This window comes from Deltaproteobacteria bacterium, from assembly GCA_019308905.1.
In the GTDB taxonomy this organism is placed as follows: domain Bacteria; phylum Desulfobacterota; class BSN033; order WVXP01; family WVXP01; genus JAFDHF01.
Genome location: JAFDHF010000040.1, coordinates 13,730 through 36,883, shown reverse-complemented (window position 1 = coordinate 36,883; position 23,154 = coordinate 13,730). Strand labels below are relative to the sequence as shown.

Here is a 23,154-nt window from a genome sequence, read left to right as displayed (position 1 = left end):
GGTGGTGCACATCCACGTGGGGACAAGACCCGAACGGATGGATCGACTCTTCGATCTGCTCGAAACTACCGGTATTCCTGTCTGCCACTTTGTGCCGACCCACGTAAACCGCTCTGATCCCGATGTCCTGGACCAGGCCGTAAGACTCTTGAAAATGGGCGGCACGGTCGATCTCTCAGCCATAATGAGTCCGGAATACGGCAGCCTTACGGGCATTCGCCCGGACCGTGCCCTCTCTCTCATCCTCGAGGCAGGGGCACCCATCGACCGGGTTACCATGAGTTCGGATGGGAACGTGTCCATGCCGATCCTCGACGAGAAGGGGAACAAGACCGGGCTGACAAAGGTCGGCGTCGACTCTCTCTATCGCATGTTCCTGGTCATCGTGGAGAACTGCGAAGTCTCCTTTTCAGATGCCTTGAAAGTGGTCACCCTGAACGTGGCACGGACCCTCGGGCTCCAATACAGGAAGGGCTCGATCGAGGCTGGCAAGGACGCGGATCTTCTTCTCCTAGAAAAGGATTATAGAATCGACACCGTTTTTGCCCGCGGCAGGGTGATGGTCAAAGACGGCCGGGAAGTGGTACGAGGCTACTTCGAGTGAGGCAGGATCGCCCTGGGAACGCCAAAGATCGAAGCATGGGATTCCTGGAACAGGCAACCGGAGAGATGACAAGACAGACAAGCGGCTCGACGATCCGCTTTGAGAGACTGACAAAGAGGTTCGGCGATGTGGTAGCCGTTTCCGACGTTTCTTTTCACGTCCAAAAGGGGGAGTTCCTGACCCTTTTGGGACCGAGCGGGTCCGGCAAGACGACCATATTGAACATGGTCGCGGGATTCGAGAAGCCGACCGAAGGGAACATCTACCTGGACGACCGGGCGCTGACCGGCATTCCTCCCTTCAAGCGGAACATCGGGATGGTTTTTCAGAACTACGCCCTCTTCCCCCACATGACCGTCTCTGAGAACATCGCTTTTCCACTCACCACGAGGAGACTCCCCAAGAGCCAAATAGAAGCGATGGTCAAAGAGGCATTGGCCCTGGTCAAGCTCCAGGGATTCGGCAACCGCTACCCCAAACAGCTGAGCGGAGGCCAGCAGCAACGTGTAGCCCTGGCCCGATCCCTTATTTTCAAGCCCCCCGTGCTGCTGATGGACGAACCCCTGGGTGCACTGGACAAGAAGCTGCGCGAACACATGCAACTCGAGATCAAGCACCTCCACGAGGAACTCGGCTTTACCGCCATCTATGTCACCCATGATCAGAGCGAGGCTCTCACCATGTCCGACACGGTGGCGCTGCTCAACCTGGGCAGGCTGGAGCAGCTCGGCAGGCCGGCAGAACTGTACGACAAGCCTCGAACCAGATTCGTGGCTGATTTCATCGGTGAAACAAACCTCCTCGAGGGCAGGATCGTCGGCAGAGAGGAGGGCCTCGTTCACATCCGGACCCCGGGGGGGCTCCAGATAAAGGCGGTCCCAAAAGAGGACCTCGAAGGCGAAGAGGTGAGCATCTCCCTGAGGCCGGAAAAGGTAAGCCTCCTCGATCACGGCCAGCAGAGGCAGAACAGCTACCGAGGCACCGTTGGAGGCATCATCTATGTGGGAGAGGCGACAAAACTCATGATCCTGATCGAAGGGAAAAAGGAGGAGGTCTTCCTTAAGCTCCAGAACCGCAAGGGCGTGCCCACACTCTCGAGAGGCGACTCGGTAATGGTGGGCTGGGACGCCGACGACATGACTCTTTTCTGATTCTCGCCGGTTCCGGTTACTCTATGACCGTTCAATCCGCCGGAAAGATCAAACCGACAGATTCGGCCGGACTCAGCATTACTCCCGGAAAGGAGGTGATTCCGAAGTAAAGTACGACTCGCAGGGCAAAAGGGTTTTGCCCTCGAAACTCGCAAAAGGAGGATTCATCATGAAACAGAAGGGTGGAATGATTCTTGGCAGTCTGCTCGGCCTTGTGCTCCTCTTCGGCTTGGCGGGCGGGTTTGCGCCGCCGGCTTTTGCAGGCCAGCAGGTCGTGGTGTGCAACTGGGGAGGAAGGTCAGCCCAGCTAGAAAAAGAATGTTTCTATGAACCCTTTGAAAGGGATACGGGGATCAAGGTCATCATGACTTCCCCGCCTGTGGTCGCGAAGATCAAGGCCCAGGTGGACAGCGGGAATATCGAGTGGGACCTCATCCTGACCGATATCCCGGCCATCATCACCCTGACAGAGGGGAAGAAGGCATATCTGGAAGAACTCGACTATTCGAAGCTCGACCCCAAGATCCTGGCCCAGATAATCCCGGAGACCAAGAGGAAATACTCCATCGCAGGGAGGATATACTCCTTTAACATCTGTTACAATACCAATACCTTCAAGAAGGATCACCCCAGATCCTGGGCCGATGTCTGGGACGTAAAGAAGTTCCCCGGTGCAAGGAGCTTCCCGAACCCTTACGGCGGCATACCGCCTCAGTACGAGGTATTCCTCATGGCCGACGGGGTCCCCATGGACAAGCTCTACCCCATCGACGTGGAAAGGGCCTGGAGGAGCATAACCAGGCTGAAGCCTTACATAACCAAGTGGTACAAGTCTCACGCCCAGGCCGTACAGATGCTGGTGAACGGCGAGATCGACATCGCCTGTACAATAGGACCTCGAGTCATTGCGGCTAAGTGGGACGGGGCGCCGGTGGATGTCGAGTTCAACCAGCAGAAACTCGCGGCCGACAACTGGTGCATCATAAAGGGGGCAAAGCACAGGGAAGCGGCCTACAAGCTGATGAACTACGTCCTGGATGCCAAGAGGCAGGCGTGCTTCTCTTCGAAGGCTCCCTACGGGCCGAGCAACATGGAGGCGACAAAGTACATCGATCCCAAGATAGCCAAGGACCTGAACACGTCCCCGAAGAACCTCGCAAAGGCATACTGGCACAACGTGAGGTGGTGGACGGAAATAGGGCCGGATGGAAAGAGCAATAGGGCCAGAGCCATAGAGAGATACAACAAGTGGCTCCTGGAATAACGGCGGCTTTCGGGGAATGGAGGGGCACCATCCTTCCATTCCCCCGTAGGCGGAAACCCGATCAACGAGACACATGATGGAACCGTCCTTGGCCCACGTATCGCGGTGGAGCATGCTCCGGGAAAGACTGGCGGGCAGAGCATTCTATCTCGTTCTGCCGCTCGCCCTGTACCTGTGTTTTTTCTACGTATATCCGCTCCTGCGAATGCTGCTCATGAGTTTCTTTTCACCGGAGTTCACCCTCAGGCATTACCTCGCCTTCTTTCACGGCAAGGTCAACCTCTATTCCCTGTACGTGACCCTCAGGATCAGCTTTGTCGTCACCCTGTGGTGCCTTCTGCTCGGCTATCCTCTCGCCTACTACTTGTCGAGCCTCCCTCCGAAGAAGGCCAATCTGAGGCTCATTCTCGTCCTGATTCCCCTCTGGACGAGCCTCCTGGTCCGGACCTATGCATGGATAATGATTCTGGGAAGAAACGGAATCATAAACCAGACCCTCATGAAACTGGGACTAATCGATAAGCCTTTAAAGATAATATACAATTCCCTCGGTCTCACGATCGGCATGGTTCACGTCATGATGCCCTTCATGGTCTTGTCCCTTTACAGTGTCATGACCGGGATCGACCGGGGGCTCCTGAAGGCGGCCCAGAATCTCGGGGCGAGGCCGTTCGAGGCCTTTCGAAGGGTATTTCTTCCCTTGAGTATCCCAGGAATCCTGGCGGGGAGCATCCTCGTCTTCGTGATCTCGGTCGGTTTTTTCGTAACGCCGGTGCTGCTAGGCGGGCCGAAGGAGATGATGATCTCCATGATAATCGACCAGGCGGTCTCTGTCCTGCTCAACTGGGGATTCGCCTCCGCAGCCTCTTTCCTGCTCTTGTTCCTGATAATCGGGATACTCCTGACATCCGGCAGGATCGTCGGATTCGACAAGCTCTGGGGCAAAAGGGTATGAGCATATCCGCCAAGGAATACGGCCGGGAAAGGGATATGGGGAAAATCTCCCTATCCCTTATGTCCTACATGATTCTCGCTTTTCTCGTATTGCCCGTGTTCATAATAATACCCCTCTCTTTTGAGGCGCAACGTTACCTCGAATTCCCGCCCAGGGGGTTCTCGCTCCAGTGGTACAGGAGCTTCTTTTCCAACTACGAGTGGACGACTGCCACCTGGACGAGCTTCAAGGTCGCCTTCTCCGTGACACTCCTGGCGACTTTCCTCGGCACCCTAGCCGCCTTCTGCTTTGTCCGCTCCGATTTCGGGGGAAAGGAGCTGATGTACGGGTTTATGCTCTCACCCATGATTCTGCCGGTGATCATACTGGCGATCGCTATCTATTTTTTCTTTGCCAAGCTGAAACTGATAGGCTCCATCCTGGGGCTGACCATTGCACACACGGTCTTGGCTACCCCATACGTAATCGTAATCGTAACCGCTACTCTCCAAGGATTTGATGTCAACCTGGAAAAGGCGGCCATGAACCTCGGAGCAAACCGAATAACGACCTTCTACAGGGTCACTTTCCCCCTCATCAGGACCGGGGTTCTTTCGGCCGCCCTTTTTGCCTTCCTCACCTCTTTTGACGAGGTGATCATAGCGATCTTTATCTGCGGGACTACCGCCAACACGCTGCCCAAGAAAATGTGGGACAGCATGACAATGGAGACCGACCCGACCATAACGGCGATCGCAACGATGCTGATATCCCTCACCGTAACGGTCTTCCTCCTAATCGAACTCTACCGGAGGAGGCAGAAGGCCATGCGGGCAAGCCGGTAAAGGATCTCTCTTCGCGAGGTTACGACATGGATAAAACCATAGACCCGGAAAAGCTGGCCAGGACAAATGTGGAGAAGGCAAAACGACTCATGAGGGACAATGGATTGGATGCTCTCATAGTGAACAGGGTCGATAACTTCAGGTTTCTGACCGCTTATCACTCCATGACCAGTCTTTTCTATATGAACAGGTTCTCGGCCGTCCTGACGGCTGATATGCGGTTCCCGGTTATCCTTCCCAGGATGGTGGACGTCGATGACGTGAAAAGCAACTACCCGTGGTTCGAAGACATAAGGGGAACTCAGCTCGAGATGGATCTCTGGCCGCAGGTCTTCGTGGGCATCCTGCGTGACTACGGCATCCGTAAAGGACGGGTCGGGCTCGACCCCTGGATTCCACTGACGCTTTATGAACCTATGAGAAAGGCGATGCCGGATACGGTCTTTACCAATGCCGGCGAGATCCTGGAATCCGCCCGGGCATCCAAGAGCGAGGAAGAGATAAAACTGATGAGAGAGGCGGTCAGGGTGGCGGACAAAGGCATGCAGGCCTGCCTCGATGCGATCGAAACCGGAAGGACCGAACTCGAGGTGGCTCGAGCAGGCTCCCGTGCCCTGCTCGATGCCGGCGCCGAGCTGCCCCTTGTGACCTACATGGTTGCTTCTGGATTCAATTCGGAGATCAGCAGAGAAGTCCCAACCGATAAGCCGATTGAGATTGGTGAATCCGTGGTCATCGACGGCGGGGGATATACCGGGGGCTACTGCGCTGAATTTGCCAGAACAGGCTTTGGGGGATCTCCATCTTCCGAATGCAGGCGCATGTACGAGGTGGTCTATGAGGCTGAGCAGAGGGCCATCGAGATGCTGAGACCGGGGAACCTCTCCCATGATGTGGATGCTGCGGCAAGAGAGGTTATTCGAAAAGCAGGATACGAGAGTTTCGGATACCAGCACGTGACCGGGCACGGCCTGGGGTTGAGCGTCCACGAGAGGCCGCTGATCGGACCTCCTGATTACACAAGAAACGTGGAATTACAGGAAGGAATGATCGTAGCCGTCGAGCCCGGTATCTACAAACCAGGGGTAGGCGGGATCAGGCTCGAAGATATCGTTCTCATAACCGACGGAAAGCCCGAGATACTTACGAAAACCGGCTACGAACCGCTGGTTTGATATCCTGCCATGTAAGATCTCCGTTTCGGCAAACCGAATTCCTTACGATGCAGAGGAGGAGAAAAGATCATGAGTCTCAAGGACAGCCCTCAATACTACCACGAGGTTCTGAAGCGCATTCCACCCCGGCCGACCCCCGCTTTCGAGGACGAGGAGATGCAGGCCCGGGTCTGGGGCCGCAGATGGGGGGTCTACAACGACGTCGGAACCCTGAAGATGGTATTGGTCCACCGTCCCGGGGAAGAGATCAACCGCATGAGGCCGGACAGATACGACGCCGGCATCGAAGCTCTCATCGACGACCGGGAGCAGTGGTACTGGCGGGGCAAGGAGCCCCCGGACTTGAAGAAGATGCAGGCGGAACACGACTCCATGGTGGCTGCCCTGCGGGCCGAGGGGGTAGAGGTGGTCTATGTGGACGGATCTCCCAGGGATCCTAAGGCGATGTTCACCCGGGACAACGGTGTGGCCGTCCGCGGCGGGGCGATCATCGGCCGTATGGGTCCGGTAGGCGAAGAGCCTGGAACCGGCCGCCGGGGTGAGGAAGCCTTTGTGATGCGAAAACTCGTGGAGATGGGAATGCCGATTCTCCGTACCGTACACGGCACCGGACTCTTCGAAGGGGGGAGCTTCGCCTTCCTTGACGAAGAGACCGCCGTCATAGGCCTCTCTTACCGGCAGAACGAGGAGGCCGCAAGACAGCTCGAGGAGGTCCTGGCGGTCCAGGGTGTTACCCTTATCAGGGTTCCACTGACCGGATACAGTCTCCACATAGACGGGGCGATCGTGATGGTGGATCACCGGCTTGCCCTGGTGAACGTGACCCGTCTCCCTTACTGGTTCCTGGATCTTTTGAAGGAGAGGAAGATCCTTACGGTGGAGGTTCATCATGCCGACAACTCTATGGTGCTGAACTGTCTGGCCCTTCGACCCGGTAAGGTTCTTCTGGCTATCAACAACGGAGAGGAAACCGCCCATCGCCTGGAGAAGGCAGGGGTGGAGGTCATTCCCATAGACTACTCCCAGTGCCAGAAAAACGGCGGGGGGATTCACTGTTCGACAATGCCTCTGATCCGTGAAAGGGATTGAAGGAATTTCGACCGATTTCAGAGAGGTGCCTGCTTCCGGTGCATCGCCGGGCCTGCCGGTGGAGAGGAGATCAACAGGGTGTCGACTGGTTTCACGGGCATTCGAGGATTCGGGGGGACGAGATGAATGAGAAGGTGGATGACTACAAGAGGATGATCCTGGAGGAAGTCGAGAGCAAGCCCGAGACCTTTCTCGAAATCCTATCGAGATCGGTTCAATGTAATACCGACAACCCACCCGGCGATACCCGCTCCCTGGCAGGTTATCTCGGCGAGCTCCTGGACGAAGAAGGACTGCCCGTGGCTATCTACGACCCGGTAGAGGGGAACCCCAATATCGTCACCTTTGCAGGCGAAGAGAGTGGACACCCACACCTGGTCCTGAACGGCCACCTGGATCAGTTCCCCGCCGACGACCCTGCAGTCTGGACAGTGCCTCCTTACTCTGGTCTGATCCGGGAAGGCAGGGTTTACGGCCGGGGCGTCTCGGACATGAAAGGTGGTATGATCGCTTCTCTTTCCGCTCTTCTCCTGATCCACCGGCTGGAGGTACCGATCAGGGGGCGCCTCACCTTCATGGGTGTTTCAGACGAGGAGACGGGCGGAAAGTGGGGAACCCACTGGTTGCTGGAAAACCGCCCTGAGCTTCGAGGAGATGCCTGCCTCAACGGCGAGCCCTATGCGCCCGACGTTGTCGGCGTGGGGGAGCGAGGGGCCTATAGGGTTGTCATGCGGGCCGAGGGCGAGCCCATGCACGGGTCGCTCAGCGCCGGAGACAACGCAATAATGAAAATGGCTCAGGCACTTCTGTCTCTCCGGCCCATTCTTCAAGAGAAAGCCCGAATCCCCGAGGACATGGTGGAAGTGATCGAGAAGGAAAAGAACTACACCCGCAGCCCCCAGGATGTTGGCCGCCAGTGGATGCTCGACCATCCGTCGTACAACGTGGGCGTGATCCGGGGCGGGACGAAGATAAACGTGGTACCTCGATACTGCGAAGCAGAGGTCGACATCCGGCTTCCCCTGGGCATGTCCCCGGAACATATCGAACAGAGGGTCAAGGCTCTCTTGAACGAGGCGGAATGCCGGGACGTCAAGATCAGTGAGATCATCTCCTTCAGGAAGCCCTCCTACACTCGGCTCGACGAACCCCTGGTGAAGATCGTCAAGGAAAACGCCGCGCGTGTAACCGGGAAGGAACCCATCTATTTCATCGGCATGGGAGGCACGGACGGCCGGTTCTTCAGGAGGAGGGGTATACCCACCGTCATCTACGGCCCCAGGCCATTCAACATGGGCGGTATCGACGAGCACATCCTGGTGGACGAGTTCCTGACCGTCATCAAGGTTCACGCTTTTTCAATCATAGATTATCTCGGCCTGCGCAGCTGAGCGGCCACCCCATGGCCACCTCCCTAGTGCCTAGGACGCACCTGCCCTCGCTGCGCGAATCATGACCGCCACCTCCGCCACCCGCCGCCCCAGGGCGCGGGCGGCGTCCATTGCCAGGGTATCGCCTTTTACCGCGTCTACCACCCTTCCCTTGTCCGGATACGTCGTGGCCCCGGCTCCAAGATAACATCCGGGCAGGCCCTCGGTGCTGGTACCCACAACGATCATGTCCTGGATGAGAAAATAATGATGGATGGCCTGGATCGCCGTCTCCTGGCCTCCATTGCGGTTCGCACCCACGGCTACGGCACCACCGACCACGTTCTTCAGCGCGGAACGGTACCGGGTCCTTCCGTAGCGGGACAGAGGCTCGGTGCGGTCCATGAAGTTCTTGAGGAGGCCGCTCACGCCACCGTAGTAGACGGGGGTTGCCAGGATCAGGCCGTGGGTCAGGGCCAACTCAGAGTAAACCAATTCCATGTCATCTCCGTGGGCGGGGCACGGTCTCTCCGGAAGTGGCCTGTCATTTGAACAGCCGAAGCAGCCCATGCAGGGCTTTATATTCAGGTTGCGAAGTTCGAGGAGTCGCGTCTCGACCCCCTGAACCGAATTCGCCCCGTTCAGGGCTTGTTCCAGAAGAATGCGGGTATTGCCCTGCCTGGGACTCCCAGAGATTCCAACTATCCTGGTCAAAGTCGTCTTCTCGACTCCTTTCCCGGGGTGGTCTTCATGGCGTCCTAGGCCCCCGGAAGCCGGCACCCGATACCTGTTCTCCGGCCTCATCTTATGAAGGAAGGCAGGACGTTCTCCCAACCAGGAGCCTCCTCCAGCCACCCGAATACTTACCGACGAGGCCCGTTTCCGACGGCACCCCCTACTGGTGCCTGCTCTGCCAGAATCCCGCGATTTCTTCACCCTTTGCGATCCAGGTACCCTCTTTTGCCTTCATATAGGTCAGAAGATCGTCGATCAACTTCACCCGGCTGAAACGGCCGCTTATCTGGGGGTGGAACAGAAGATCCAGGAAAGCCCCGTTTTGATTTATGCCGTTGAACTCCTCCGTCCATATCTCGAAGACCTTTGAGCAGCTGGAAATACCCCTGCGTACCGGCTCGGAGAGGGTGAAGAAAAAATACGAGCTGTCATCCCACATCCACTGGATCGGAAGCTCCACGAGTCTCGAGGGCTTTCCCTCGTACGACCAGAAATAGGGGTAGTCGTCATCCATCATGGTAGACGAATAGAGGAAGCCGTACTCATGCATGAGGCGAATCGTGGCTTCCGTTATCTCCGCCATGGGAGAGCGGAGCCCCTTTGGACGGATCTTCAGGATCCGGTCGAAGATGTCGAGGCACCTCTCCATGATCTCCTTTTCCTTCTCGTAGCCTGCATTCAGGTCGAACTCGTGGAGGTAACCGTGATAGGCCACTTCGTGCCCCCTGTCGAGTACATCCCGCGCCATGTCAGGATACTTCTCGATTATCCATCCCGGAATGAAGAAGGTACCCTTGACACCGTGCTTCTCAAGAACATTCAGAATCTTCGGCACCCCGAACCTCGGCCCATAGGACCCTTGGGCCAGATTCGAAGGCCGATGCCAGTTCTCCGGATTCCTGGAGATCCAAAGGGTCTCACCATCCACGTCGAAGCTGAACATCACTGCACATCGAAATCCCTCGGGCCAACAGTCCCCTCTTGTTTCGGCACGATTCTCCATCGGTATTCTCCTTGCTTGCTTGGTTGACTCCCTTCCATCCTTCTCTCAACCTCTATTCTCGACCCTCTGTTTCTCGTCTGTTCAAAAACCGAAACGATGGCACGCTTTTCTTACCAGCCTAGATCGACCCCCCAATCCGTGCCATCCTCAATCCAACCAGTCTAGGTAATCGAAAGCCGTGAGCGTGTGCACCTTCACCGTGTCCATCAGGTCTTGCACCGTAATGAACTCGTCCTGGGCACCCATCCGGTGGGATCGGGGTCCATAGACACAGGCAGGAATCCCCTTTTGGCGGAAGAACCTGCAATCGGTAAGCCCGATACCGCTGCTGGGAAAGACGCGGCGACCTCTTACCGCCTCCGCATTCTTCAAGGTAAGCTGGACGATCTCCTCCTCCACAGGGGTATGGTTCGGCTCGATCATATGGAGGACCCGGTATTCGATTCCCTGGTACCGAGAACCGAGCTCTTGGATTTTCGAGAGTATGTCGGAAGAACGAGCCCCTTGGGGCAGCCGAATATCGACTTCGGCCTTACAATAGTCAGCGACTAGATTCAGCTTCAGACCTCCCGAGATGGTTCCAACGTTGACGGTTATCCTGCTTATGACATCCGTGGCGCCCTCTCCCCTTGCCGCATCTATCGCATTCCTGCCCTCCTCCAGAATCCGCGATACCTCCACAGGGCAGACGTCCAGACTTTCCATGCTCTCAAGCTCCTGAAGGAAGCGGTACATGTTCTGAATCGCGTTGAATCCTGCATGGGTGTAAGCGCCGTGCGCTGCCCTGCCTCTAGAAACGACTTCAACCCAGATGTGCCCCTTTTCTGCAAAATTCACGAGATCACAGGCACTCGGCTCGCCGTTTAGGACCGCATCACCAAGAACCTCGGGCACATGATCGAGAAGCCAGCGTGTCCCCCACTGGCCGCCTGTCTCTTCATCCGACACTAGGGTGAGGACCGCCTCTCCTTTCAACCGGTCCTTCTGTTCCGCGAGGTAGAGGAAAGTCATGATCGAGGCAGTGTCTCCTGCCTTCATGTCAGAAACACCTCGGCCGAAGAGCCTGCCCTCCTCCAGAGTGCCGCTGAAAGGGCCAAGCTTCCAGATGGCCCGATCTCCGGCCGGATAAGTGTCAAGGTGACCGTTGAAAACCAGCCGCCTTCCTTTCTCCCTGCCCTGTATTCTGGCAACGAGGTTGGGCATGTTGGTTTGGGGAGCATAAACACGGAACTCAAGGCCTTTCTCCTCAAAAAGGGATTCCAAGAAGGCGACGATCTCCCTTGTATCACCAGGAGGGTTTTCGCTTGGGATCTGAGTCAATCTCTGACAGAGGTTCACAATCTCGGTTTCTTCGGATTCGATCCGATACAGGAGAGTTTCAGGATTCACGAATACATCCTCCTAAACCACTTGAACGACAAAGAACAAAACGCCGCGCAAGGCCCTCATTGAATGAGATTCAGGGGATCTCGGCACCATCTTCCCACGGATCGAGACTCGGAGGCGAGAGTTCATCCACAGAACGGTGAGCCGGATCTTCCGACGTCAACCGCGGCCAGAGCCTTTCGCCCGCCTCCTGAAGTCTACGGTTCAGTGCCGACTCATCGACCCCCTTGACCTTTCCGCCCTCGACCACGGTTCTGCCGTTCACTATCACTGTCTCCACGTCCTCGGCCTCGGCATTGTAGACGATGTTTTTCACAGGATCCCGCAAGGGGACCATATTGGTGCTCCGGCCGGAAAAGATCACGATGTCGGCCTTGGCACCAGGTGAAAGACGGCCGAGGTCGTCCCTGCCCAGGGCCTTGGCACCACCAAGGGTCGCCGCATTGAACACATCGGCGGCCTTTGTCGAGGCGGTGTTCCGCTCGGCGGTCTTGGATAATACCGCCGCCCACCGCATGGCATGGATCATGTTCTGGGGGCAGGTGTCCGTGCCGAGACACATGGTAATTCCTGCCTGTTGGTACCTGCAAAACGACTCCATGATGATTCCCCGCCGTGCAAAGACCCAAGGGGAATGGGCCACCGAACAACCGGACGAAGCCATGATTTCCAGGTCCCCGGCAGGATAATTGGTCCAGCTCGATCCACCGATGAAGATCGCATGGCCGAGTATGACCCTCTCCTGAAGGAACCCGATGTCACGGAGCCACGCGAGGGGAGTCTTACCGTTTCTCCTGAGCATCTCGTTAAATTCGATAAGAGACTGGGATGCGTGAATGGAAAGAGGAACCTCCAGCTTCCGGGCCAACTCGATGCTCTTGCAAAGAAGCTCCTCGGTACAGGTATCGACCTGTGCAGGATAGAGCAACCCCCGGATAAGGCCGTCGCAGGAACCATCGTGCTTTTCGATGAATTCCACCGCCTCCTCCATCGCCCTCATCCCCTGATCGCCGGACCATTTGTAAAGGACCTGCTTCCCATCCGGGCTGTACCATCTCCCTGACCGATACCCCTGTCCGATATAGACCCTGTTCCCCAAGACAGGGACAAGGGAGGCCAGGTCTTCACCGTAGGAGCCCATCTCCACAACGGTGGTGGTGCCGTTGCGCAGCAGTTCGGCCAGAGAATACTCGAGGCAGACCCTGCACATGTCCCGGTCCGTCGCCTGTCTTTGGATGGGCAGGTAGTCGTAAAGGCCGGAAAAATAGAACTGTGGATTCCCGCAATCCTCAAGGTAAGAGCGGTCCAGAGGCGAACCCGAAAGATGCGCGTGGGTGCTTATGAAACCCGGAGAGACCACCTTCCCCGTTGCATCGATGGTCCTGTCAACCTGCCCGTTGTATCTCTTCCCTACATAGAGGATCTCCCCGCCCCTGTAAACCAACTCACCATCCCTGAGGTGGCGGTGTCTGGTACCGTCAAAGGCGATGATGTGGGAGGCCTTTATCCGTATGTTCTGAGAGGTCATCGGCTTCTCCTTGGCGGCTCTCTTCAGAAACCTGCGGCCTTTTTGTTTGAAGCCGCGAGTTCTGACCGCTTTTCCTCTGGGCCTGTCATTCCGGGAAACCCTGTGCTTCGGAATCCCCCATGAGTCCCGGCAAACAATGAGGAGGCAATGGAAAGACACCCCCTTCCCACCGCCTCCTCCAAGCTGTGCCTTACTTCTCCAGTATCCAGGTATTCCAACGCTCGATAACCTTTGGGGTATTATCCGGACACCACTCGTCTCTGAGCAGCACCTGTTTCTCCTTATTCTCGGGATAACTTGGGAGAACATGTGCCCGCTCTTCGGTAAGCAGTTTGAAAGCATCCTTGTTCACAGGACCGTATGCAAAGAGCTTTGAAAAGTGTGCCTGTCGGCCCGGCTTGGACGCAAAGGCTATGAACTTGAGCGCATTCTCATAGTTAGGAGCGCCTTTTGGGATGAAGAAATATTCGAGGCATATCACCCCCTCATTCCAGATGTAGTCTACAGGTCCTCCCTGCTCCTTTAGTCTCTGAACGCGCCCGTTGTAAGCACTGCCCAAAACGACCTCTTTATCCATGAAAAGCTGCCCTGGTTCCGCACCCTGCCTCCACCACTTCACAACATAGGGCTTTATTTCTGTCAGTTTCTTGAAGGCCCTATCCAGATCCGGATTCACGTATATCTGGTCTTTTGGAAAGCCGTCTGCCAGGAGAGCGAATTCCCAGCCGCCCACACCTGCCGTAGAAAGATCATGGAGTGTTCTCGGTCCTGGGAATTTTTTCACATCCCAGAACTCGGCCCAATTACGAGGATGATGAGCCTTCGAATAAACCTCCGTGCTGTAGGCCATGACGTAGGAAAAATAGAACGTTCCCACGGCATGCGGTTTCTTGGCCTCGGGGTAGAGCCCTTCCAGGGTTTCCTTATCGAAATACTTGTAATCGATCTTCTCCACCAGACCCTGCTTCAGACAGGGCATGAAAATGCCCCCGGCTGCCACCACGACGTCCCACTCTACGTTACCGCTCTGCACCATGGCCTTTACCTTGGACGCCTTTGGGGGCGAAACGTCGATCACCTTGATTCCGGTCGCCTTTTCAAAGGGATCGAAATAGGCTTCCCGCTGGGCTTTCTGGAAGGCTCCTCCCCAGGAAGCGATCACAAGTTCCTTACTCTCGCCGGCAATGGCTGCTGGAGGCAGCACCAACGCCGCTGCAAGCAAAACTACGATGGCTATTCTTCTCATCTGCGTCCCTCCTTCTCTGATGATCTGTTGATTCCAACTCCTTGTTGATCTGTTAGATCGCGAGTAGGCTCTCACCTCCTTCCCACTTCGGCATTTTTTCAGCCGGCAACGTGCCCGAATGAAACGGCCTTTCAGGAAACCTCGGAAGCGATGCTCCAAGAAATTCATGTGAATACCCTCATGTCTGTCAGGCAGAGATCATTCTACCGCCTTTTCCGATGCAGGGAGATTGCGATCATCAACAGGACTGAAAGCCCTATAAGCAACGAAGCGACCGCTGCAATGGTCGGATCGATCTCCAACCTTATCCCGTCCCACATCCTCTTGGGCAAGGTCACGGCATGGGTACCGGCGATAAATATGACTATCACCACTTCGTCAAAAGAGGTGATAAACGCAAAGAGAGCTCCAGAAATCACGGCCGGCCGTATCACGGGCAATGTCACCAGCAGGAATGTCTTCAGAGGATTAGCGCCCAGGCTGAGAGAAGCCCTTTCGAGAGTCTCATCGAAGCCTTTCAAGGCAGAGCTTACGATCACCAGTACAAACGGGATCGCAAGAATCGTATGCGCGATGACCACCCCAGCTTTTGTCCCCACCATATGGAGCCTTGAGTAAAAGAAATAGATGGCTACCGCACTGATTATAAGGGGGATTATCATCGGCGAGACTGCCAGAGCATAGATCATGTTCTTGCCCGGGAACCGTCCTTTTACCAAGGCAACCGCGAGAATCGTACCGAGCACGGTCGCGAGGATACAGACTGCAGACGCGATCTGTAGACTCGTCCAGGTCGCCTCCATCCAATCCCGACTCGTAAAATAGTTCTCGTACCACTGCGTCGAAAAACCCGGAGGAGGGAACTGGAGAAACCGCGACGAGCTGAACGAGATCGGTACAACCACAAAGGTCGGTGCAACCAGGAGCAAAAACACAAACCCACAGAATACATAGAGGATGTAGGAGGACACCTTCTGAGAAAGAGGCTTCAGACTTGCAGGAGTTCGGCTCGATCTCATCCCACCTATCCACCAAAGGTTCTGTCCACACCGAAGTATCTGGTGTAAACGGAAAAAAGTACGAGTGTAATGATCAATAGGATCACTGACATCGCAGAAGCGAATCCCCAATTGAGCAGGGTGTTTACCTGGGTTTCGATAAACATGGATATCATCACGTCTGAAACGCCTCCCAACAGAGCGGGAGTGATGAAAAACCCCAGGGCTATAATAAAGACCAGAAGGCCTCCCCCGCCGACCCCTGGAAGACTCAGAGGTAGAAAAATGCGGAGAAAAACCTGGACTGGATTCGCCCCCAGGTTCTCCGCCGCCTTCATCAGCCCCTTGTCAATTCCCACCATTACGCTGTAAAGAGGAAAGATCATGAAGGGCAGAAGAATCTGGACCATCCCCACATAGACGCCGAAAAGGTTGTGCATCAACTTTAGGGGTGAAGATGTAATCCCTGATTTGATCAAGAACTGGTTGACCAGCCCGTTCCTGCCCAGAATCACCATCCAGGCATAAGTGCGGACCAGTATTGCTGTCATGAAAGGCAGGATCACCAAGATCATCAGGAGATTTCTCACCCTCGGCGGAATATTGGCAAGGAGATAGGCCACGGGGTACCCCAAGACAAGACAGAACACGGTCACGCTGGCTGCCATCTTGAAAGTTTCAACCAGTACACGGGAGTATGCAGGAATCTTGAAGAAATGCATGTAGTGTTTCAAAGTGAAATCAGGATCGAAGAAGCTTATGGTCAACATCCGCGCAATGGGATATGCGTAAAACGTAAGCAAGAGAAGGACCGGTCCCAAGAGAAGGAGCAACCATCGCACCTGAGCTCTTCGGCCAAGGATCCGGGCGGTCTTCGAAACGACATATGAGTGGGAAGCTTGTTTGCGTGGGTTCATGGCTGCCTGTTCTCTACACAACGGAGTTGTCTCTTTCGTTCCACCCGATCATGACCTTCTCGCCTTTCTTAATAAGGCGGTTGAGGGACTTGTTTTGCTGCCTTATGGTCAGAACGGTTCCCTCCCGCACGATCCTGGCTCTGAACATCGTGATGTCCCCGAGATACGCTGTCTCTTCGATCACAACCTCTACCAGGTTTGGAAAGGAATGTCCTTCCACGGCAAAGGAGATTTTTTCAGGCCTCACAACCAGGTGTGCCTCCTTGCCGGGGGGTTTGTCCTTGCCGGAAAGAGCCACAAAGCGCATCCCACCATCGCTCACAAAGAGGCAGGTCTGGTCTCGCTGTTGCTCGATCCTACCCTTTATGAAATTCGACTCACCGATAAAGTCAGCCACGAAATAGTTTACTGGATTGTCATAGATCTCGGTGGGCGACCCTATCTGCTCGATCTTGCCCTCGTTCATCACCGCGATTCGATCCGACATTGTCATGGCCTCACTCTGATCGTGGGTTACGTAGATCACGGTGATACTGAGTGCCTGGGTAATCTGCTTGATCTCCAACTGCATGTGTTCGCGCAGCTTCTTGTCCAATGCACCAAGGGGTTCATCCATGAGGAGGACGTAAGGGTTGAATACCAGAGCCCTGGCCAAGGCTATCCGCTGCTGTTGGCCACCGCTGAGCTGCCGGGGGAAGCGTTTCTCATAACCAGAGAGCCTGACGAGTTTCAAAGCCTCCCTGATCTTCTCTGACATCTCCTCTTTACCAACTTTTCTCATTCTCAGGGGAAAGCCGATATTCCGCTCAACCGTCATGTGAGGGAAAAGGGAATAGTTCTGAAAAACCATTCCTATCCCCCGCTTGTATGCCGGCTTGAACATGATAGGCTCCCCGTCGATGCTGATCTCACCGCTGTCCGGGATCTCGAATCCCGCAATCATCATTAGGGTGGTCGTCTTTCCCGACCCGCTGGGGCCAAGAAGGGTAACAAACTCACCCGGCTTGACCTCGAGAGATATGTTATCCACTGCAACCACTTCGCCGAAGCGTTTGACCAAGTTGTAGATCCCGACTGTAGCTCCTCTTTTCACCTTTACCATGCCCGAATCTCTTATCCCCAGATGTTTCTGTTCCGTTGGTATTGCAGAACCTCTGATTGTCGATTTCCGTCTCGTCCCTTGCGAATCAAATCGCACAGGGCATAGGAATTCTCATCAGGAGTTCTCCTCTTGATTCTGAACCAGTATTGTTATCCTGTCGCCCGTGTAGAATCGGCTGGACCGCTCCCCAAAGGACTCCTGCAACATGATCTCGGCATCCCAGCCAGTACAATGGCCCGACCAGATGTGTCCTATGCTGAATTCGGAGAGGGATTCTATGGTTTTCTTCCTCACTTCCTCGCCTAGATCGATGAGATGCAATCCCCCTATGACGCCGTAGACCGTAGGGTTCCCGGTGATTTCCCGGGCGGCCTTGATGGTATTGACTATTCCGGCATGGCAGCAACCGGTTACAACAACGATTCCCTTCCTCCCCATGTTCAGGACTATCGCCATGTCATCCAGTTCGGGATCTGGAACAAATTCGCCCTCCTTGAGGACATAGACACCTGTCTCCGGCTTTTCAAAATCCGTGCGCCTGGGAATCGTCCCGCTGACCCAGACACCGGGAAAGAGTTCCAACGGTTCCTTTATGAGGAGCAGGCGGGATTGGGGCAGGCGGCCGAGATCCCCGGGGTCTAGACCGATGTAATGTACACCTTTCCGGCGCGTACTGAAAACAGGCCGGGTTATCTCCGTATGGGCAACAACCTGGAATCGGGCTCCCTCTGCCTCCAGAATGCCCGCCAGACCTCCTGTGTGATCATAGTGGGAATGGGACAACACAAGAGCATCAATGCTCTCCATGGTGACCCCCAGGGCTTCCATGTTGTGGAGAACCGGTTCAGCCGTCCAGCCCGTGTCAAAGAGAATTCGGCGGATCATTTCGCCTGACCACCGGCACTCAATGAGCATAGAAAGCCCGAACTGCGACCAGAGGGCGTTCACGTAGGGCGACCGGTCACATACCAATATGGTTATCTCCACGCCTATGGGATTTTCCTTGTCGATCTCTTTACCGTACACCTCACCTCACCCTTCTCAAAGTATGAGCCATCGCCTTCCCGGGATAACTTCAAGTCCACGTTTAGGGCCAAAGCTAACAGCAGAGCCAAGAAAATCCAGATACTCCGGCCTACGGCAGCTTTCGGAATCACTCGCACACCCCACCATCCTGCAAGAGCTTTTCGACGCGGTCTTCACAGGTCGAATATCCCCTCTTCGGTCTGCTCCTGGAGCAAGCCGTCAAAGGCACGCCGCCACAATTCCTCCATCTCCTTCCTGCTCGTCGTCCGGGGGTTCAAGGTCACGCAACCGTCTTCCAGACTCTTGTCAACGAGCATCCCCAGATCCTCTTCCCTGACCCCGACTTCCCTGAGGGATCTAGGGATACCCAGATCCCTGTTCAGAGCCACCACCGCGCTGCACGCCCTGAAGGCCAGGCTCCGATCGGATAGCCCCGGAACCTCGAGCCCCATGGCTCTCGCCGCGGCGGCGAACTTCCCTTCCCGGGCTATCAAGTTGAACTCCATCACGTAGGGCAGTATCACTGCGTTGGCGAGACCGTGGGCCATGTCATAGGTCGCCCCCAGTTGGTGGGCCATGGCGTGTACGTTACCCACACCGGCGTTCGTAAAGGCCAAGCCCGCCGCAGCCTGTCCGTACATAACCTTTGTTCTGGCATCCACGTTCCCGCCGTCCGCGTAGGCGATTCTCAGGTTCTTGGAAATCAGATCTATGGCTGTCAGGGCGAGGCCGTCTGTCAGATAAGAGTCGTTTCTCCCCACCAGTCCTTCTATTGCGTGAGTCAGAGCATCCATGCCCGTCTGAGCGGTCGCTGCCTGGGGCAGGCTGACCGTCATCAAAGGGTCGTCGATCGCCACATCGGGTGTGACCCTCTCTGTAACTATCTGCATCTTCCACTTCCGTTCGGTGTCTGTGATCACGGCCGCACGGCTTACCTCGCTCCCGGTGCCTGCCGTGGTATTGACCGCTATGTACGGCAACATTCTCTTCGGGAGGAGGTCGACCCCGTCGTAGTCCCTGACCTCGCCACCATTGGTGGCGAGAGCCGCTATCATCTTGCCCGCATCTATGGCGCTCCCTCCGCCGACTCCGACCACGACAGGAGCCCCCCCCTTCCCGAGCATCGACAGCCCATCACTGACGTTTTCCGAAGTAGGATTCGCCTGAACTTCTGAGAATACATCCACCTCGAGGTCCTTCGCCTTCAGGCTCTCGAGGACTCTGTCGACCAATCCCGCGGACAAAACACCGGGGTCTGTGACGATCAAAACCCTCTTTCCTCCGAGTCTTATGACTTCCTCACCCACGGCCTTGACACTCCCGCACCCAAAGAGCATTCGACGAGGAGCATACAACCATGTCAGTTTTCCGTCCATTAGGCATTCCTCCTTTTTTTCACCTCACTTCTAGACAACCAGATACCGTTCAACCACGGCTTCTCTGTCCATTTGACTCACTGCGCCGCCTTCCACGACCACTCCCTTTTCCATGACGTAGTAGTCTTGTGCCACGCCGAGGGCCATTTCGATGTTCTGCTCGACGAGCAGTATTGTCAGCCCCTCGCTTTCATTGATTCTTGCCAAAAGCTGGAGAATCTCGTCCACGATGTTCGGCTGCACCCCTTCTGTCGGCTCGTCGAGGAGAAGCATTCCCGCTTCACCGGCCAGGGCCCGAGCGATCGCAAGCATCTGCTGTTCTCCACCACTGAGCGTACCCGCCTTCTGTCTCCGCCTCTCAGCCAGGACGGGGAATAGTTCGAATAGCTTGTCGAAGATCACGGGATTCTTTTGCCGCTTGTCACGGAGACCCATCCTGAGGTTTTCGTGAACCGTCAGGTACGGAAACATCCGGCGTCCCTGCGGAACGTAGCCTATACCCAGGGCATATATTTCATACGGCCTGAGCCCTTCTATTCTCTCTCCTCGATAGGTGATACTCCCACGGCTGGCAGGGGTCAACCCCATTATGCTCCTCAGCGTGGTCGTCTTACCCATCCCGTTCCTGCCAAGGAGACAGGCGAACCTGCCTCGCCCGACCTGCAGAGAAACCCCATGAAGAACGTGACTGACCCCGTAGTATGTATGTACGTCATCCAGGATCAGATCGGCTGTCATCCTACTGTCTCCCCCTCCCCAGGTAGGCCTCGATCACCCGGTCGTCAGCCTTGATCTCATCGTAGGTGCCCTCTGTCAGAAAACCACCCCTGTAAAGAACCGTAATACGTTCCGAGACAGACCGCACGAAGTCCATGTCGTGTTCGATAACCAGTATGGTCAATTCACCCCTGAGTCGCCTGATCAATTCCGCAGTCTTCTCCGTCTCTTCGCGTCCCATGCCGGAGGTCGGTTCATCGAGGAGCAGAAGCGTGGGCTCTGTCGCCAGAGCCATGCCGATTTCAAGCCACTGCTTCTCCCCATGGGAGAGTGTTCCGGCCGGTTCACCACTCTTCCCGCTCAAGCCGATTCGCTCCAGGATCTCTGAAACCCGGTCATCAAGACTCCCAGAGCCATTTCTCCCGGATCCTTCCTCACGCCCCCGCCGACACCCGGCGATCCCGAGACGTATGTTGTCCGAGACGGAGAGTCCGTTGAAGACATTCGTTATCTGGAATTTGATGCTTATCCCCAGACGGGCTCTCTGGTCCGGTCTCAAGCCGGCTATGTTCCTGCCCTGATAGATTATCTTGCCTGTGGTAGGCCGTTCACGCCCGATTATCAGATTGAAGAGAGTCGACTTTCCCGCCCCGTTCGGACCGATTATTCCCCTGAGCTCACCACGACCAATACCGAGGTTGAGGTTCTGAAGTGCCCAAAGTCCTCCATAGCGCTTACCTAGGTTACTTATCTCCAACACCATGCTGAGGTCCCTTCTCCCAGAACATCTTCTTGAAAACCCTCCGGCCATGCACCCCGTGGAGATAGCTGCCGAGCCCGACAATGCCGCTCTTTGCAAACAGAACCACGATGATGAACATGGCGCCCATCAAAAGCTGCCAGTATTCAAGGGCGACACCGCCAAGCCAGTATCCAACGCCACGGACGATGATCGAGCCCACGAGACCGCCAAACAGGGTTCTCCTCCCGCCCACCGCCACAAACACGACCACCTCCGTGGAGAGCATTACTCCGAGAAGCTCAGGCGCGACGTATCCCGACTGTGCCGCAAACAGGCAACCGGCAAAGCCGGCCACGGACGATGAAAGAACGAATATGGTGAGTTTGACCCTCGCGGTACTGATACCGAGGTACTGGAGCCTATCCTCATTATCCCGGAGCCCGTCGACCAGAAGCCCGAACGGCGATTCCAATATCCAGCGGAGCAGGCATATGATCACGCTGGATGATAAGGCCACCAACATAAAACCGCTGACTGCCCCTCCGAAGGAGAGAGCGACTCCAGGAAATTCAAGCCTTAGGGGCGGCACATTCGCAATGCCGGTGTAGCCCCCGAACAAGCTCGGCCAGGCCAGTGCCAGTGAAGACATGAGGAAGGACAGGGCCAAGGTCACTATCGTGAAATACGGACCCGTCACGTGTCCGTAGAAGAGAAAATAGCCCAAAAGAAAGGCCAAGAGAGCAGGGACGACCGTCCCTATTACCAAACCCAGCAGACCGGCTGCTGGTGGTATAGCCGCTACCCGGCCCGTTGTTATGATTGCATAGCCGAAAGACCCCAACCCGAAGAATGCAGCCTGCCCGAAACTGAGCATCCCCCCGTAACCCCATAGGAAATCCACACTCGCCGCGAACAGTCCCAGTATCAGGTATGTGGTCAGTTGGACGAGCCCACTCGGTCCGCCCAGCAGAAGGTACCAGAGAAGACCGGTCCCACCGGACAAAGCAAGTACTCCCAAGCCGGATGGGATGCTGTGTGTAAAGCCTCTGCTGCTCATCGACTCATCTTCGTGAGAATATGCCTTGGGGCCGGAGACGAACGATTATGATGGCGATGGTCAAAACCACAACCTGTGCCCCCACGGACGATCCGAAGTAGGCAACAATTCCTTCTGCGCCGCCGATGACGCTCGCGCCCCCGACCACCCCGAGGAGAGTTCCCACCCCTCCGACTATGACCGTAAGGAACCCTCGAACGACGAACACCGGCCCCATAAAGGGCTGCACCGTGATAAGGGGAGCTATCAATCCGCCTGCAAGACCGGACAGGCCGGCTCCGATGGCGAAAGACAGCGAATAGATGGGAGGGCTGGCTATGCCCAGACATTGGGCCATCTCCCAATCCTGCAAGACAGCCCTGGTCTTGATGCCGAAAGTGGGAAACCGGAATATGGCCAGGACCCCAAGGGTTACACCTATCGTAATGATCAGAACGACGAGTTTGTAGATCGGAAAAGGAAGGCCGAATATCTCTACCGCACCCTCGATGGGCGAAACGACCGGCTTGGGTTCTGGCCCGAATATAAGCCGCACGGCCTGTTGAAACATCAATGACAGGCCCCACGTAGCAAGCAGGGCGTCTATCGGACGGCCATACAACCGGGAAATCAGACTCCGCTCTAGAAAATAGCCTATGATTCCAACCGAGACGGCGCCGAGAAGAATGCCCACCCACACGCCCAGTCCCAGCATGTTTCCAACGACCACGCCGTATGCTCCGAGCATGAGAAACTCACCATGGGCCAGGTTCAGAACATTCATGAGCCCATAGATGATCCCCAGTCCCAAGCTGACAAGCACCAGCACGCCTATGATCAGCGCGGTGTTGAACCCCTGCAGCAGGAATATGTCCCATTCCATATCACACTTGAGCCTCTGTTCACCGTC

The 23,154-nt window shown here is 55.9% G+C and carries 22 protein-coding genes; 8 read left to right on the top strand and 14 right to left on the bottom strand.

The features are described 5' to 3' along the window. Positions 1-37: 37 nt before the first annotated feature. The 8 genes from JRJ26_13185 to JRJ26_13150 all read left to right on the top strand — a co-directional run bounded on the left by JRJ26_13185 (position 38) and on the right by JRJ26_13150 (position 8,453). Complete coding sequence (locus tag JRJ26_13185) at positions 38-604, top strand: amidohydrolase family protein (protein MBW2058441.1); 567 nt, start codon at positions 38-40, stop codon at positions 602-604. A gap of 65 nt (positions 605-669) precedes the next feature. Beyond that, positions 670-1,755 carry an ABC transporter ATP-binding protein gene (locus tag JRJ26_13180; GenBank protein MBW2058440.1) on the top strand — a complete coding sequence of 362 codons (1,086 nt, stop codon included), beginning with the start codon at positions 670-672 and terminating at the stop codon, positions 1,753-1,755. Between the two features lie 169 nt (positions 1,756-1,924). Beyond that, positions 1,925-3,019: an ABC transporter substrate-binding protein gene (locus JRJ26_13175; GenBank protein MBW2058439.1), complete on the top strand. Its 1,095-nt coding sequence runs from the start codon at positions 1,925-1,927 to the stop codon at positions 3,017-3,019. Between the two features lie 73 nt (positions 3,020-3,092). Next, entirely contained in the window at positions 3,093-3,974 is an 882-nt protein-coding gene (locus JRJ26_13170; GenBank protein ID MBW2058438.1) for an ABC transporter permease, read from the top strand. Further along, positions 3,971-4,798: an ABC transporter permease gene (locus JRJ26_13165; GenBank protein ID MBW2058437.1), complete on the top strand. Its 828-nt coding sequence runs from the start codon at positions 3,971-3,973 to the stop codon at positions 4,796-4,798. Before JRJ26_13170 ends, JRJ26_13165 begins: the two co-directional genes overlap by 4 nt. A 26-nt stretch (positions 4,799-4,824) precedes the next feature. After that, positions 4,825-5,973, top strand: coding sequence for an aminopeptidase P family protein (locus tag JRJ26_13160; protein ID MBW2058436.1), 1,149 nt, complete (start codon positions 4,825-4,827; stop codon positions 5,971-5,973). 69 nt (positions 5,974-6,042) lie between these two features. After that, positions 6,043-7,062, top strand: coding sequence for an amidinotransferase (locus JRJ26_13155; GenBank protein MBW2058435.1), 1,020 nt, complete (start codon positions 6,043-6,045; stop codon positions 7,060-7,062). 122 nt (positions 7,063-7,184) lie between these two features. Next, positions 7,185-8,453, top strand: a complete 1,269-nt coding sequence (locus tag JRJ26_13150) for an ArgE/DapE family deacylase (GenBank protein ID MBW2058434.1) — start codon at positions 7,185-7,187, stop codon at positions 8,451-8,453. A gap of 30 nt (positions 8,454-8,483) precedes the next feature. On the opposite strand, the gene JRJ26_13145 is transcribed toward JRJ26_13150, so the two are convergent. From JRJ26_13145 to JRJ26_13080, 14 genes are all read right to left on the bottom strand, one after another. Then, positions 8,484-9,146 carry a flavodoxin family protein gene (locus tag JRJ26_13145; GenBank protein ID MBW2058433.1) on the bottom strand — a complete coding sequence of 221 codons (663 nt, stop codon included), beginning with the start codon at positions 9,144-9,146 and terminating at the stop codon, positions 8,484-8,486. A gap of 181 nt (positions 9,147-9,327) precedes the next feature. After that, positions 9,328-10,170, bottom strand: coding sequence for a polysaccharide deacetylase (locus tag JRJ26_13140; protein MBW2058432.1), 843 nt, complete (start codon positions 10,168-10,170; stop codon positions 9,328-9,330). Positions 10,171-10,317: 147 nt separating this feature from the next. Then, positions 10,318-11,559: an ArgE/DapE family deacylase gene (locus tag JRJ26_13135; GenBank protein ID MBW2058431.1), complete on the bottom strand. Its 1,242-nt coding sequence runs from the start codon at positions 11,557-11,559 to the stop codon at positions 10,318-10,320. A gap of 70 nt (positions 11,560-11,629) precedes the next feature. Next, positions 11,630-13,084 carry an amidohydrolase family protein gene (locus JRJ26_13130; protein MBW2058430.1) on the bottom strand — a complete coding sequence of 485 codons (1,455 nt, stop codon included), beginning with the start codon at positions 13,082-13,084 and terminating at the stop codon, positions 11,630-11,632. Between the two features lie 190 nt (positions 13,085-13,274). Then, on the bottom strand, positions 13,275-14,330 hold the full coding sequence (locus tag JRJ26_13125; GenBank protein ID MBW2058429.1) for an ABC transporter substrate-binding protein: 1,056 nt from the start codon (positions 14,328-14,330) through the stop codon (positions 13,275-13,277). 203 nt (positions 14,331-14,533) lie between these two features. Then, positions 14,534-15,349, bottom strand: coding sequence for an ABC transporter permease (locus JRJ26_13120; GenBank protein ID MBW2058428.1), 816 nt, complete (start codon positions 15,347-15,349; stop codon positions 14,534-14,536). 5 nt (positions 15,350-15,354) lie between these two features. Beyond that, the gene (locus tag JRJ26_13115; protein ID MBW2058427.1) at positions 15,355-16,245 is read right to left on the bottom strand and encodes an ABC transporter permease; all 891 of its coding nucleotides are present in this window, start codon (positions 16,243-16,245) and stop codon (positions 15,355-15,357) included. Positions 16,246-16,258: 13 nt separating this feature from the next. Continuing rightward, positions 16,259-17,347: an ABC transporter ATP-binding protein gene (locus JRJ26_13110; protein ID MBW2058426.1), complete on the bottom strand. Its 1,089-nt coding sequence runs from the start codon at positions 17,345-17,347 to the stop codon at positions 16,259-16,261. A 114-nt stretch (positions 17,348-17,461) separates the two neighbouring features. Further along, the gene (locus JRJ26_13105) at positions 17,462-18,373 is read right to left on the bottom strand and encodes an MBL fold metallo-hydrolase (GenBank protein MBW2058425.1); all 912 of its coding nucleotides are present in this window, start codon (positions 18,371-18,373) and stop codon (positions 17,462-17,464) included. A gap of 173 nt (positions 18,374-18,546) precedes the next feature. Continuing rightward, the gene (locus JRJ26_13100; GenBank protein MBW2058424.1) at positions 18,547-19,749 is read right to left on the bottom strand and encodes an iron-containing alcohol dehydrogenase; all 1,203 of its coding nucleotides are present in this window, start codon (positions 19,747-19,749) and stop codon (positions 18,547-18,549) included. Positions 19,750-19,779: 30 nt separating this feature from the next. After that, on the bottom strand, positions 19,780-20,487 hold the full coding sequence (locus JRJ26_13095) for an ABC transporter ATP-binding protein (GenBank protein MBW2058423.1): 708 nt from the start codon (positions 20,485-20,487) through the stop codon (positions 19,780-19,782). A 1-nt stretch (position 20,488) separates the two neighbouring features. Further along, a complete protein-coding gene (locus tag JRJ26_13090) occupies positions 20,489-21,229 on the bottom strand; it encodes an ABC transporter ATP-binding protein (GenBank protein ID MBW2058422.1) in 741 nt (246 codons plus the stop codon). Beyond that, a complete protein-coding gene (locus tag JRJ26_13085) occupies positions 21,210-22,265 on the bottom strand; it encodes a branched-chain amino acid ABC transporter permease (GenBank protein ID MBW2058421.1) in 1,056 nt (351 codons plus the stop codon). Before JRJ26_13085 ends, JRJ26_13090 begins: the two co-directional genes overlap by 20 nt. A gap of 4 nt (positions 22,266-22,269) precedes the next feature. Continuing rightward, positions 22,270-23,127, bottom strand: a complete 858-nt coding sequence (locus JRJ26_13080; protein MBW2058420.1) for a branched-chain amino acid ABC transporter permease — start codon at positions 23,125-23,127, stop codon at positions 22,270-22,272. Positions 23,128-23,154 lie beyond the last annotated feature (27 nt).